The sequence below is a fragment of the Moraxella pluranimalium genome, from assembly GCF_002014825.1.
Lineage (GTDB): Bacteria > Pseudomonadota > Gammaproteobacteria > Pseudomonadales > Moraxellaceae > Moraxella > Moraxella pluranimalium.
On record NZ_MUYU01000005.1, the window covers coordinates 62,002 to 76,000 of the forward strand.

Sequence of the window (13,999 nt, forward strand, 5' to 3'; positions counted from 1 at the left end):
TACTATCGACAAAATGGGTCAAGTTCTTCATCAAAATGTTCGCTATTTTGATTTGTGATGTTATCTTGTATTGCGATTTCAAAAGGCTCTAGCACAGGTTTTAGGCTATCGGCTTGCTCGCTCGGCAGGACTTCATCGGCATTGAGTGCATATTGCCCAAGTAGCTGTTTAAGCTTGGCAGGGGCAAGTAGCACTTCTAGGACTTCTTTGCCCATATCATCATAACTGCTGTCTGTGATGACACCAAGCCCGTGCAGGGTATTTTTTAGCCCACCTGCATGATAGGGCAGGGTAAGGGTAAATCGCTTAAGCTCACCTGAGAGCAGCTCTTGTACAGCAATCATCAGCTGATCAATGCCCAGATTATCACGAGCGGACACATAGACGCGGTGCGGTACGCCATGATCTTGATAATAGATGGCAGGTGGCTCACCGCTTTTGTCGATTTTGTTATGCACAAGTAAAATCGGCGCATCGGCTTTGATTTGTGCCAGTACATCATTGACGGCGGCGATTTGTTCGTGGCGATCTTCGCTGGCGGTATCGATGACGTGTAGCAATAGATCCGCTTCAAGCGTCTCTTCAAGCGTCGCATGGAAGCTTTCGACGAGCTCATGGGGCAGATGACGCACAAAGCCTACGGTATCGGCAAGCACGACATTGCCGACACCCGGCCATTTGACACGGCGTAGCGTCGGATCGAGCGTGGCAAATAGCTGATCGGCAGCATAGATATTGTCATCGGCTAGGCGGTTAAAGAGCGTGGATTTGCCAGCGTTGGTATAGCCGACCAGTGACACGGTGGGGATTTCAGACTTTTGGCGTTTGGCACGACCTTGTGCACGAGTTTGCTTGACTTTATCAAGCTTGGCTTTGAGCTGTGTGACACGGATTTGCAGTAATCGACGGTCGGTTTCTAGCTGAGTTTCACCCGGACCACGCAGACCGATACCGCCTTTTTGGCGTTCAAGGTGTGTCCAACCACGCACAAGTCGAGTGGCTAGATGGTTTAATTGTGCTAATTCTACTTGTAGCTTACCTTCATAAGTGCGAGCACGCTGAGCAAAAATATCGAGAATGAGACCTGTTCTATCTAGCACACGACATTTTAGAATTTTTTCAAGATTTCGCTCTTGGCTCGGGGTGAGTGTGTGATTAAAAATCACCACCACATCGCCTTTTTCGCCATCGGTGCTATCACGAAAACGACGCACGGCATCGGCGATTTCATCCGCTTTACCTGTGCCGACGAAATATTTGGCGTGTGGCTTACTGCGGCTGCCTGTGATGATTTCGATTTCGTTTGCCCCAGCTGAATGTACAAGCAGGCGAAACTCTTCTAAATCATCAGGATCGATGATTTGATGGATATCAAGATGAACCAAGATGGCATTGTCACCACCTTCATGTCTGTCAAAATATTGCAAATTTTATCCTTATGATAAATATTGTTATAAATAAATTTTAACCAATTAATCAGCAAGCGACAGCATGGGATGGTGATGGGGAATTTTGGTGTACCACTTACCATCGAATGTGTCACTTGGACTACATCTTATGCTATTATAAGGCATTTTTGGGATGAAGTGAGTTTTTTATGTCACAGCGAGCAATCAGACAGCTACACGCACATGGCAAGACATTGGATTTGTCCACGCCAAAGGTGATGGGAATCTTAAATGTCACACCAGATTCGTTCTCCGATGGCGGTCGCTATCATGGCGTGGATCGGGCGCTTGCCCATGCCGAATCGATGATTGCTGACGGCGTGCATATCATCGATATCGGTGGCGAATCGACACGCCCCAATGCGATCGCAGTCGGCACGGATGAAGAGCTTCGCCGTGTCGTCCCTGTGGTGCAGGCGATTCGCTCGGCGTTCGGTGATGAGATTTGGCTGTCGCTTGATACTAGCAATCCTGCGGTGATGCAAGCAGGTGTCGAATCGGGCGCAGACATCATCAATGATGTGCGTGCACTTCGCCGTGATGGGGCGGTAGAGATGGCGGCGTCTCTTGGTGTGCCTGTGGTGCTGATGCACAGCCGTGGCGAGCCTGACACAATGGATAATTTGGCGGTGTATGATGATGTCGTCGCAGAAGTCATCAGTGAACTGACGCAGAGCATTGAGCGGGCGGTGATGGCAGGGGTGGCTCGTGAGCAATTGGTGATTGATATTGGTATGAGCTTTGCCAAGACTTATGAGCATCATCAGGTGCTGATGACGCAGTTGGGCACTTTTATTCGGCAGTTTGAGTTGCCGATGTTGTTTGGTGTGTCTCGTAAGCGGTTTTTGGGTGAGATTTTGCAGCGTACAGGGCTGGATAACCTACAAAATCATCAGCCAAGCGACCGTGATGTCATCGGTGCAGGGATGTCGCTACTGGCGGTACAACAAGGCGCAAGTATCGTGCGTGTCCATGATGTCGCCAAAAGTGTGCAGATGCTGTCCATGTGGCAGCAGATTTATGGTGAGTGAGTGAAAATTGGGTGAGTTTTATGAATTTAATTAATTGGATATTACCAAAAAATATCAACTTATCACTCAATTAACTTATCACCCAATCAACCCAATTCATGAATCATATGCAACGCCGTCAAAGCCACTACAGGGGCAGTCTCGGTGCGTAGCACTCGCTCGCCAATCGTCCAAGACACAAAGCCATGCTCGGTGGCAAAGTCAATTTCGGTCGGGGATAGACCGCCTTCAGCGCCGATGAGTAGGGCGATGGTGTCAGGCAAGGGGCTTTTAAAGCTTGGCTTGCCATCTGATAGTGCTAATACCAATTTTAGATGATCTGTACAATCTGCCACCCAAGTTTCGAGAGCGACAGGCGGGATAATCTTTGGAATGATGTTCAATCCACATTGTTCACAAGCGGCGATCGCCACGCCTTGCCAGTGCTCAATTTTCTTAAAATCTCGCTCATATTTTAGATGTGCTTGACAGCGTTCGCTTGTGAGTAGCTGAATCTGATGTACGCCCATTTCGCACGCTTTTTGGATGGCATAATCCACGCGATCGCCACGACTCATCACAAGCCCAATACTGGCCGCAAAGGGTGGTGTGCGATTGACGGGGTCATAGGCATGAATGATTGCTTGTGCTGATTTTTTATCAATACTTATCAATTCGACCGCATATTCACCCCCTGTGCCATCGAATAAGGTGGCGGTATCATGCATCTTGGCACGCAAAACTTTGCACCAATGATGATAAATGGTATCGCTAAGCGTGATGGTCTGACCGACAAGCTCGGTAGATAACGGCGTATCAATAAAAAATCTAGACATAATTGACCAATGATAAATAAATCAAAAACCGCTCAAATTTGATAAGACTATCTAAATACTACCATCTAAAAAAATCTATCAAATCATCACGGCTTTATTGGTAAAGTTGATTAAATCAATCCCAAACTTTCGACCAACGCTTTATTTGGTTCGGTTTGGTTCATGCTATAAAAATGCAAGCTTGGCACACCTTCGCTGATTAGGCGTTCGCACAGCTGATGCACGATATCAAAGCCAAATTGACGGATGGATTTTTTGTCATCGCCATAGTCGGCAAGCTGTTTACGGATATAGCGTGGGACATCGGCACCGCAGCCATCGGCAAAGCGGATTAGGTTTGATGCGTTGGTGATTGGCATGATACCTGCGATGATGGGGAAATCGTCCTGATGCACGCCTTTTTTTGCCAAGCGATCACGCAAGAACAAATAGCTGTCAGGATTGTAGAAAAATTGGGTGATGGCTTCGTTCGCACCGGCATGATATTTGGCGACCAGATTGTCAATATCTGCTTCAAAATTCTTCGCTTGTGGGTGCATTTCAGGATAAGCAGCGACCTTGATGGCAAAATGCTCACCACTGTGCTCACGGATGTATTTGACCAAGTCAAGTGCATACGGCAGCTCGCCATAGCCGACCTGACCTGATGGTAAATCGCCACGCAATGCCACGACACGATCCACGCCCAATGTCTTATAAAAATCAAGCAATTCGCCAATCTGCGCCTTGGTATCACCGATGCATGACATATGGGGTGCAATCGGGGTGTCGCCTTTTTTAATCAATGCTTCGACGATACCAAGCGTGCGTTCACGAGTCGAACCACCTGCGCCATAGGTCACTGAGAAATATTTTGGATTGAGTGCATTAAGCTCATCAAAGACACTGAGTAGCTTATCCTGCCCTTCGTCAGTCTTGGCAGGGAAAAACTCAAACGAAAATGGCACTGTGGTGGTGCTTGGTGTTTTTGGCGTAGGTTTTTTTACTTTGGTGTTGATTTGGGTAACAACTTCGGCAGGCTTGGTGGCTGTCGTGACTTGTACAGGCTGTTGTTTTTTAATATCAGATTTTAGTTCATTTAATAATTGTTCAATTGCTGCAAGGCGATTTAGGGTGTCTTGGCTCATGATGGCTCTCTAAAATTATCAAGATAAATCAAATGATTATGGGATTTATCAATTTTGTTAAAATTATTCAATTATAGCAGATTTTTGGCAGTTTGTTAATGCCAAATAGATGTTAGTAAATTCCAAATAAAAAGGCGATAAGCTCGCTGTCTTATCGCCTTTTGTCAGTATGTCTAATCAGTATTTGTATTCATCTGATTTGAATGGACCATCCACTGACACGCCGATATAGTCGGCTTGTGTTTGGGTAAGCTTGGTGATGACACCATTAAAGCCTGCAACCATCGCAGCCGCCACTTCTTCGTCCAGTTTCTTTGGTAGTACCTTAACATAGACTTTGCTTGGCTTTTCAGCAGCAGGCAAATCAGCGAATTTTTCTTGATACAGATGAATCTGTGCTAGTACTTGGTTAGCAAATGAGCCGTCCATGATGCGTGATGGGTGACCTGTGGCGTTGCCAAGATTCACCAAACGACCTTCTGACAGTAGAATCAGATAATCATCATCACTGTCTGAGCGATAGACTTGATGTACTTGTGGCTTGACTTCCACCCATTTCCAGTTGTCACGCATGAACTGAGTGTCAATCTCGGTATCAAAGTGACCGATGTTACACACGACAGCGGTTGATTTTAGGGCTTTTAGCATTTCGCTGTTACAGACATGATAGTTGCCTGTGGTGGTCACGATCAAATCGGTGTCTTGTAGTAGGGCGGTGTTCACGCCTTGAGCTTGATCGCCACCGATGAATGGTGAGACGACTTCATAGCCGTCCATGCACGCTTGCATCGCACAGATTGGGTCGATTTCAGAAACGCGCACGATCATACCTTCTTGGCGTAGTGATTGTGCTGAGCCTTTGCCCACATCGCCATAGCCGATGACTAGTGCGCGGCGACCTGACAGTAGCATATCTGTACCACGCTTGATGGCGTCGTTCAGCGAGTGGCGGCAGCCGTATTTGTTGTCATTTTTTGATTTGGTGACAGCGTCATTGACATTGATGGCGGGGACTTTGAGCGTGCCATTGCCAAGCATTTCGATTAGGCGGTGTACGCCTGTGGTCGTTTCTTCTGAGATACCATGAATGCTGTCTAGCATTTGTGGGTATTTGTTGTGAATGAGTGCGGTCAAATCACCACCGTCATCTAGGATGATGTTGGCATCCCACAGTTTGCCGTCTTGGTGGATTTGCTGCTCTAGACACCATTCGTATTCTTCTTCGGTTTCGCCTTTCCAAGCAAATACAGGAATACCAGCAGCGGCGATAGCGGCAGCGGCGTGGTCTTGGGTAGAAAAGATGTTGCAAGAAGTCCAACGAACTTCAGCACCCAACGCCACCAAAGTCTCAATCAGTACCGCAGTCTGAATGGTCATGTGGATACAGCCGACGATTTTAGCACCTGCCAAAGGCTGGGCGGCGGCATAGCGTTTACGCAGACCCATTAGCGCAGGCATTTCGGTTTCAGCAAGGCGGATTTCTTTGCGGCCAAATTCGGCAAGGCTGATGTCAGCCACTTTATAATCGGTAAATGTAGACACTGCGTCCACTCCTTTTAAAAATTAACGATCAGATTATTGGTAATAATCATAAAAAAGAAAACGCAGATGTCGTTGATTATTTTAAATTCACCCTATGATAAATCTAAAAAGCAAGCCTGACCGCTGATAAGGTTGTCAAAACCAATAGCGGTTGCAACATCTCTTGCAAACTCATCATTATAACAAATTTTTGCAATGATTGCAGTGCTTACTTAAATTTAAACAATAAAAAACGGCTGATACAATCAACCGTTTTAAATCCTGATGATGGATTAGTATTTGAAAGTCACACCAAGATTGGCTTGGCGACCGCCATTGACATACCAGTTAGTGCCAACTAGCTCACCATTGCTATTATACCAAGGATTATAAACCTGTCTGTTTTCAACATTGCCAATATTTTGGATGTTGGTAAATAGTTTGACATAGGGATTAATGTTCCAATGTGCATCAACATCGACAGTCGTATAACCGGGTACTTTGACGGTGTTGGCTCTATCTGCAAAGGCATCTGAGCGCGCGATGATTGAGGTGCTGACACCAGCGACGCCATCATCATAACCCAAGGTCAATGTACCAGTATGTTTTGGGCGATAGGCGATTTCAAGACCTGTTGCTTTGTTTTCGGTTTCAACATAGCTGTAGTTCGCTAATGCGTAGTAGCTACCCTGAGTAAATTTGATGCCAAAATCACCACCAACAAAATTTGCTTTATCTAGATTCTCATAAGTGCTTGTTGATGTATTTGTTGCCGAATCATAAACCGAATCTAATTTAATTAAGTTTTTAACTTTAGTATTAAATCCTGAGAGTGAAACAGCTAATTTGTCATTAATTTGATGATCAATACCTAATGTATAACTAATGCTTTCTTCAGGTTCTAAGTTTTCGTTGCCTAATGTGATGTAAGTTGTACCATACTGAAAGTCAGTAAATTTTGAACTGTAAAATAATTCGTTTAGGCTTGGTGCTCTAAAGGCTGATCCAATATTGGCATATACACTAGTGGCTGGGTTGAAATGATAACGAATCGCCCCTTGTCCAACAGTGTGATTACCAAAGCGGTCATTATCTTCTAAGCGAATACCTGCCTGTGTGTTGATTTGATTGTTATTGAACTGATGCTGTAGATAATAACCTGTGCTACCGATTTTCCTTTCACCTTGATAGGCATATGCATCTTCATACTCGGTGCTATTGTCGGTAATACCAAATAAAATATTTTGGTTAGGGGTAAATGTCCAACGAGCATTGATATCGGTTTCTTGGTATTGAGTGTTAAATTCATTAGTGCCCCAAGATTCTACAAATGCCTGCTCATCTTTGGCTTGAGCATAATGTGTTGATATTTTTAGTGTTTCGGTCGCTTGATAATTTGCAAAGACTTTGGCTTGGCTATTTTTAAATTCACGCTTAGCATTAATGGCGGCATTCGAGCTTGTGGTGGATGATGCGTATTCATTCACACCTTCATTTTGTTCGTATGATACACCTACATCCAATATTTGATTCACATAACCAGTTTTTGCACCAAAACCTTTTTGTTCATAGCCTGCTTTGTTGTTGCGACTTTGGTCATCTAAAATGCGTGTACCATCAGTTTCTAGACGCTGACCTGATAGGCTAGCATAAAAGCCGTTATGCACCACATCGCCGCTGACAATGGCTTTATAGGTGTTGTTTTCACCGATGATACCAGTGATTTCACCGCCTGTACGAGCAGGTTTTGAGCTAATAATCTGAACAACACCACCAATGGCATCTGAGCCATATTGTACAGATGCGGGACTTTTTAGAATTTCAATTCTTGCCGTTGAAGTAAGATCTAAAGTTTCTGGATAAATTGGAGTTAGAGTATTTGGTGTATTTAGTCGAACACCATCTTTTAATAACAATGTATGACTTGGGTTTGTACCATGAATGATAAGGTTTGTACCTTGACCGATGCCACCATTTTGCTTGACATAAATGCCTGCGTCTGACTGGATAACATCTGATAGGTTGCGTGCAGGGTTTTTCTCAATTTCGCCTGCGCTGATGACAGTCACTGATGCTGGCGTGTCACTGAGTGGCGTGGCAGTGCGTGACACAGTAATCACATCCGGGTCAAGCACAACAGTTGGTTCGATGGTCTGTGCATAAGCAGTGGTGATAAGACTCGTTGGGGCTAATGCCAAGATGATGGCACGGCGTAGAGCGGTCGATGACATAACTAACCTTAATATTGCTAATGGTTTGGGTTTTGTAAATTTAACTGTCTTATTATAACATGAAAAATTTTTTAACAACTGAGGATTTGATGAAAAATTTTAATCTTAGCATGAAATTTGTTCAATAATACCAATTTTTCATACAATATTTAGCCATTGACATATCATGCAGGTGGTTGCAAGCACTGCTTATCAGTTATACAATGGCTTAATTTTTAGTGAATTGGGGAGTGTCATGTCCAATCAATCGCCCGTGATGGCATTTCTTGCCAAACTTCATCAGCAAGTGCCGATGTTGTGTCGGTGGCTTGTGATGATGCTGTGTAGCTGTGTTTTATTTAGCGCGCCGAGTTATGCCACCACTGCCAAGCTTGGGCTAAAAACCACACAAAGCGAACAGCCTGCCGAAGTGTGGTCGGACAGCTACGGGCGAGATACGCCACGCAGTACGGTGCAGGGCTTTATGTCGGCGTTATCCAGCGAAGATACCGAGCTTGCCAGTCGCTATTTGGATTCGGCGTTTTTGAACAAATCCAAAGTATCCAATGCGGACATCGTGGCGCAGTTCAAGCAGGCGCTGGATACGGGCGGTCGCCTTGAGCCACTGTTGCAATTATCTGATGCCAAAGAAGGGGATGTGGGCGATTTGTTGCCTCATGCCCAAGAAAAAGTCGGTAGCATCCGCATTGCTGATAAGTCGGTGGATGTACTGCTTGTGCGTAAGGTGGATAAAGACGGCAATCGCTATTGGCAGTTTGCCGGTGAGACTTTGGCGAATTTGCCCGATGTACATAGCACAGGGCGGACTTGGGCGAGTTATTTTGAGATTGAGCAGTTAAAGGGCGTTAAGCTGTTTGATTTTGAGCTCTCAAAAATAGTCGCACTTGCGGTGATGGTGCTACTTAGCCTTGCGGTGGCGTATGCGCTGGTGTGGCTGATTTTTGTCATCAGTCGATGGGCGTTCCCACGATTGACGGGCAAGCGTTTTGCCATCTCGCCAAATGTCATCATGCCAATCGCCATCATCGTCGTTGCGATGCTATTATCCGAAATCATGCTACGAGCAGGCGTGCCTGTGACCATCCGCACCCCTGTGGCTCGTCTAAAAGAAGTGGTGGCGTGGATTGCGACCACTTGGCTTGCGTTTCGCTTGATTGATGGTGTCTTTCGCCGTGCCGAAGCCAACTCGCTCAAGCGTAATCGCCCCGAGCAGGTGTCGCTTTTGGGCTTGTCTCGTAAGCTTGCCAAAGTGTTTATTCTGATTTTGGCGATTATCATCATCTTTGGCAACTTGGGCTTTGATTTGACCACAGGGATTGCGGCGCTTGGGGTGGGTGGTTTGGCATTGGCGTTCGGTGCGCAAAAAACCATCGAAAATCTCATCGGCTCGGTGGTCGTCGTCGCTGACCGTCCTGTTCATGTGGGAGATTATTGTAAATTTGGCACTTATGAAGGCGTGGTGATTGATATTGGCATCCGCTCAACTCGTATCCGCACGCTCAATCGCACTGTGGTCACTGTGCCAAATGGTGAATTTTCTGCCTTGCAGATTGAGAACTTTACCGCAAGAGATATGTTCTATTTTCTGCATAATTTATTTATCAAACGCACCGCAGATTTGGCAGAAGTAGAGCGGATGATTGCTGATTTGCAAGGCTTTTTGGCATCACATACCTTGACCAATGATGAGTGGAATCAGGTGTGGATAAAAGAGCTACGCCAAGACTGCTATGTCATCGAGATGCGTGCTTATATCAATGCAAGCGGGGCGCAGGATTTTTATGCCAAGCAGACCCAGCTTGCCTTAGCGGTGCTCAAATTTTTAGAAAATTATCAAGTGGAGCACGCCTTGCCAAGTCAGACTGTGGTGCTAGACGACAAAAACCGCCTAAATCAGGCAGATTCGTGATAAAATACGGCATTTTATTAAGAGAACGACCATGCACACCGATTCACATTGCCACTTAACCTATCTAAAGCTTGATAATCACGACCAGTCGCCACGCCAGCTACTCACCGCCATGCGTGAAGCAAGCGTTAGCCGTGCGATGGCGATTATGTGTAAGTTTGATGAAAACGATGCCATCCGTGCATGGGTGGATTTGGCGATGAGTGATGAGAGCCTGCCTGATATTGGCATGAGTGTGGGGATTCACCCTTGCCAAGATGAAGCGATGCTAAATAATGTGCAGGTGGATGATTTATTGGCGCTTGATACCGATAAGGTGTGGGCATTTGGCGAAACGGGGCTGGATTATTATTGGGATGAAAATAAAAAGTTTGCCCAAAAGCACAGCTTTGCCACGCATATCGCCGCTAGTAAAATCGCCAAAAAACCCATCATCGTGCATACTCGCAGTGCCTATCATGATACTTTAGATGTATTACACAGTGAGAGCTGTGAGCATGGCATCATTCACTGCTTTACCGAAGATTATGCCTTTGCCAAGCGAGCACTGGATATGGGGCTATATATCTCGCTATCGGGGATTGTCAGCTTTAATAAATCCGAAGCGCTGCGTGAAGTCGCCAAACAGCTCCCCTTAGACCGCTTATTGATTGAGACGGACAGCCCGTATCTAGCGCCCGTGCCTAAGCGTGGGCGTGATAATGAGCCGACCTATGTGCCGTATGTGGCAGATGCACTCGCCAAAGTCTATGGCATTGATAGCCAAGAGATTGGGCGGATAACCAGTCAGAATTTTGTGAATTTGGTGAATCAATATAAAGTGGTTATTGGTGAGTGATAGGGTATTTGCACTATCAAAAAAATGACCAAAAAATAGTGCAAATATAGTACAACGCATATGCACAAAAACACAAGTAAACACAAACAAACACAAGTAAGTACAAGATAAGATTTTTAAATAAGCAACTGATTTTAATAGAAAAATATGTAAATGACTGATATGATTAAAAATAAGAGAATTAGCCTTGCACCGATGATCGATTGGACGACATCAGATTTTCGTGCGTTTGCCAGATTGTTCAATCCTAACATTCATCTTTATACCGAGATGATCAGCACCAGCGCCATCCTAAAGGGCGATGCCGATCGTGTGCTACGCTTTGATGATACCGAGCATCCTGTGGTGCTACAGCTTGGCGGTTCGGATGCTGATGAGATGGCGCAGGCGGTGCAGATTGCTGATACTAAGGGTTATGATGAATTTAACATCAATGTCGGCTGCCCGTCTGATCGTGTGCAGCACAATAAGATTGGCGCGTGCTTGATGGCAGAGCCACAGACGGTTGCCAAGATGGTGACGGCGATGCAGGCAGTTACCGATAAGCCTGTCACGGTCAAGCATCGCATTGGCATTGATCATTTTGACAGCTATGAGTTTATGAAAGACTTTGTTGAGACGGTGGTGGGTGCAGGCTGTACGCATTTTATTGCTCATGCTCGCATTGCGTGGCTACAGGGTCTATCACCCAAGCAAAACCGTGAAATTCCGCCCCTACGCTATGATGATATTTATCGGCTCAAGCAAGATTTTCCGTCACTAACCATTGAGATTAATGGCGGGATTGATCAGATGGATGCCATTCGTGAGCATCTACAGTATGTCGATGGCGTGATGATTGGGCGTGCGTTTTATCACAATCCTTATCTGATGGCAGAGTGTAATGAGTTGTGGGGGCTACCGATGCCGAGCCGTCGAGAGATTTTTGAAGGGTTGATGGTATATCTTGCCAAGCGAGCCGATGAAGGCGCAAATCTTGCCACCTTGACACGGCATTATTTGGGCTTATTTCAAGGGCTGACAGGTGCACGAGCATGGCGACAGGCATTGAGCAGTAAGCCGTCTTTGACACTGGATGACATCCGCCGTGCAGGTGAGCAGGTGCTAACCCAAAATCACGAGCAATAACACCAAGCTATTATTGATACTGTGAAGTAGCATCGGTGCAAACACCGAGCCTGTACGCACCCGAGCATAGCACAGACCCAGGGCGATGGCGAACATCATACCTGTATCAATCGGATTGTACTGAAAATGTAGCAGGGCAAATACCAAACTGCTCATCACGCTTGTCAGTATCGTGATATATCGAGCGTTATCAGTGATGGCACGAAAGACATCTTGTCCCAACCGCCAAAACAGCCCACGACAAATCAGCTCTTCATAAATCGGTGCGCACACCATCACCATTAAGCCAAATAGCCACATCGGTGTGTCATGCCCCATCAAAGCCGTGCTATCGGCTGATGGCACGGGTGATAGGATATGGCTAAGTAGATTGGCGATAAGGCTTGAGCTTGCCACAATCGCCAAAAACACCCATAAGCACCGCCAAAACTGCCGTCCATCCATCGGCAGTAGTGCCAGATAATCTCGCCACAGTCGCCGTGCCGTCTTGGTATCCTTGGTATATCTTTTTAGGCGAAAATACTGCCAGAATACAATCAGCCACACCAAGCACACTGCCGTCAGCACCACCGACATGACAAGTAAGGTATTATCCGTCACCTGATGATAAGGCGTAGCATCTGCCAAAGTGCGTAGAATAAGTAGCCAGCCATTTTGTAGGGCGAACATGGTCGCCACCACCATCACCATCAAGCTTGTGGCGATAGCAGGTCGATAGCGTGGTAAGGTGCTTGCCTGCATGATGGCTATAATTGGCGCAGGATAGTGGCTAGGATTTCATCACTGATGGCATCGGGTCGCTCAAGCGGGAACATATGCTCGCCATCGACATAGCGTACGGTCAGCCCAAATTTGTGCTCGGCATCTTTATATGAGCCGATACGAGTAAAATGACTGTCCTTGCCTGCGATGATGGTCAAGGGACGCTTTGGGCTGATGGATTTGTACCAATACAATGATGGAATGGTGCGAAAGATGGCGACTTCGATTGCTTTTGGGATGGCGAGCGTTACTTTGCCATCAGCCGTCGGTACAAAGCCGTGCTGAATATATAGCCCAAAACAACGCTCATCAAACGGACGAAACAAAGGCTTATCTCGCAGTGCTTGATAGGCATCATCATAGCTATCAAAGGTGTCTTTGCGGTATTTGGATTTGCCGGCAGGCGAGAGCTTATCAATCATACGATTGGCAAGGGCTGGTATTCGGTTGAACTTGCTATCGGCAGTTTTGGCAAGATGCCAAAGCAGGCTATTTTTACCCGTCAATAGTGATGGGTCAAGTAGCACTGCTTGGCTAATCGGCTTGGGATTGGCAAGCAAAGTCTGCATCGTTGTCATCGCCCCGACCGAATGTCCAACCGCCACCACCGTTGGCACGCCATGCTTATAACAGGCATCATCAATGCTATCACTGACTTGACGAGTCAGGCTCTGCCAATGATTATCCATCGGATAATTGGGATGTGTGCCAAGCTTATCAATACGCTCAATGGTGAAGTGCTTTTCTAGTCGCTCAAGTATCGGCAGATAAGTTGGTGATGGCACGCCATTGGCATGGACGAAGTGTAGCACAGGCTTGCCGGTGAGCTTGGATTTGGGTAAGGTGTCAAGCTGTGCCAGTTGTTCGGTGCTGAATTGGGTATTGGGTTGGATATTGGGTTGCGTGTTGGCTTGGATATTGGGCTGTGCGGTTGTCATTATAGTGTCCATTTTTATTAAGATAAAATGTCTTAGCATACCCAATTATCACTGATTTTACCAGTAAAAAAATCATGACCTAAGAGTGTTGATAAATGTGCAAAATTTATACCAAATTAACACAGCGGTAACGCAAATCCACACTCGCTGTGTGCTATAATCTGCCATGTTCTTGTTGTACAAAATCTGACCAAATGACAGCCGTTGATTTTTTATATGAATGGGTGTCAAAAGTGTTCGATGAATGTACA

At 45.9% G+C, this 13,999-nt stretch carries 11 protein-coding genes; 4 read left to right on the plus strand and 7 right to left on the minus strand.

What is annotated here, in order from left to right:
* Positions 1-2: 2 nt before the first annotated feature.
* Entirely contained in the window at positions 3-1,427 is a 1,425-nt protein-coding gene (hflX, locus tag B0680_RS00855; RefSeq protein WP_078253162.1) for a ribosome rescue GTPase HflX, read from the minus strand.
* A 170-nt stretch (positions 1,428-1,597) separates the two neighbouring features.
* Between hflX and folP the strand changes: the two genes are divergently transcribed.
* On the plus strand, positions 1,598-2,479 hold the full coding sequence (gene folP, locus B0680_RS00860; protein ID WP_078253163.1) for a dihydropteroate synthase: 882 nt from the start codon (positions 1,598-1,600) through the stop codon (positions 2,477-2,479).
* 86 nt (positions 2,480-2,565) lie between these two features.
* On the opposite strand, the gene B0680_RS00865 is transcribed toward folP, so the two are convergent.
* The 4 genes from B0680_RS00865 to B0680_RS00880 form a co-directional block, all read right to left on the minus strand.
* Positions 2,566-3,294 carry a 16S rRNA (uracil(1498)-N(3))-methyltransferase gene (locus tag B0680_RS00865; RefSeq protein WP_078253164.1) on the minus strand — a complete coding sequence of 243 codons (729 nt, stop codon included), beginning with the start codon at positions 3,292-3,294 and terminating at the stop codon, positions 2,566-2,568.
* Positions 3,295-3,404: 110 nt separating this feature from the next.
* Complete coding sequence (gene metF / locus B0680_RS00870; RefSeq protein ID WP_078253165.1) at positions 3,405-4,421, minus strand: methylenetetrahydrofolate reductase [NAD(P)H]; 1,017 nt, start codon at positions 4,419-4,421, stop codon at positions 3,405-3,407.
* Positions 4,422-4,598: 177 nt separating this feature from the next.
* Positions 4,599-5,963 (minus strand): adenosylhomocysteinase, encoded by a 1,365-nt coding sequence (ahcY, locus tag B0680_RS00875; RefSeq protein WP_407661988.1) that lies wholly within the window; start codon positions 5,961-5,963, stop codon positions 4,599-4,601.
* Positions 5,964-6,235: 272 nt separating this feature from the next.
* Positions 6,236-8,173, minus strand: a complete 1,938-nt coding sequence (locus tag B0680_RS00880) for a TonB-dependent receptor plug domain-containing protein (protein ID WP_078253167.1) — start codon at positions 8,171-8,173, stop codon at positions 6,236-6,238.
* 235 nt (positions 8,174-8,408) lie between these two features.
* On the opposite strand from B0680_RS00880, the gene B0680_RS00885 reads away from it, so the two are divergent.
* From B0680_RS00885 to dusA, 3 genes are all read left to right on the plus strand, one after another.
* Positions 8,409-10,082: a mechanosensitive ion channel family protein gene (locus tag B0680_RS00885; RefSeq protein WP_228143724.1), complete on the plus strand. Its 1,674-nt coding sequence runs from the start codon at positions 8,409-8,411 to the stop codon at positions 10,080-10,082.
* 31 nt (positions 10,083-10,113) lie between these two features.
* The gene (locus B0680_RS00890) at positions 10,114-10,920 is read left to right on the plus strand and encodes a TatD family hydrolase (RefSeq protein ID WP_078253168.1); all 807 of its coding nucleotides are present in this window, start codon (positions 10,114-10,116) and stop codon (positions 10,918-10,920) included.
* Positions 10,921-11,082: 162 nt separating this feature from the next.
* Positions 11,083-12,048, plus strand: a complete 966-nt coding sequence (gene dusA, locus B0680_RS00895; RefSeq protein WP_078253228.1) for a tRNA dihydrouridine(20/20a) synthase DusA — start codon at positions 11,083-11,085, stop codon at positions 12,046-12,048.
* On the opposite strand, the gene B0680_RS00900 is transcribed toward dusA, so the two are convergent.
* Together B0680_RS00900 and B0680_RS00905 are read right to left on the minus strand one after the other, a co-directional pair.
* Positions 12,025-12,789, minus strand: coding sequence for a CPBP family intramembrane glutamic endopeptidase (locus tag B0680_RS00900; protein WP_078253169.1), 765 nt, complete (start codon positions 12,787-12,789; stop codon positions 12,025-12,027). The genes dusA and B0680_RS00900 overlap by 24 nt on opposite strands.
* Positions 12,790-12,794: 5 nt before the next feature.
* Positions 12,795-13,748 (minus strand): alpha/beta hydrolase, encoded by a 954-nt coding sequence (locus tag B0680_RS00905; protein WP_078253170.1) that lies wholly within the window; start codon positions 13,746-13,748, stop codon positions 12,795-12,797.
* Positions 13,749-13,999: the final 251 nt, after the last annotated feature.

Coding starts and splice junctions, on each gene's coding strand:
- folP (WP_078253163.1), top strand. CDS start 1,598: ATGTCACAGCGAGCAATCAGACAGCTACACGCACATGGCAAGACATTG.
- B0680_RS00865 (WP_078253164.1), bottom strand. CDS start 3,294: ATGTCTAGATTTTTTATTGATACGCCGTTATCTACCGAGCTTGTCGGT.
- metF (WP_078253165.1), bottom strand. CDS start 4,421: ATGAGCCAAGACACCCTAAATCGCCTTGCAGCAATTGAACAATTATTA.
- B0680_RS00880 (WP_078253167.1), bottom strand. CDS start 8,173: ATGTCATCGACCGCTCTACGCCGTGCCATCATCTTGGCATTAGCCCCA.
- B0680_RS00885 (WP_228143724.1), top strand. CDS start 8,409: ATGTCCAATCAATCGCCCGTGATGGCATTTCTTGCCAAACTTCATCAG.
- B0680_RS00890 (WP_078253168.1), top strand. CDS start 10,114: ATGCACACCGATTCACATTGCCACTTAACCTATCTAAAGCTTGATAAT.
- dusA (WP_078253228.1), top strand. CDS start 11,083: ATGATTAAAAATAAGAGAATTAGCCTTGCACCGATGATCGATTGGACG.
- B0680_RS00900 (WP_078253169.1), bottom strand. CDS start 12,789: ATGCAGGCAAGCACCTTACCACGCTATCGACCTGCTATCGCCACAAGC.
- B0680_RS00905 (WP_078253170.1), bottom strand. CDS start 13,748: ATGACAACCGCACAGCCCAATATCCAAGCCAACACGCAACCCAATATC.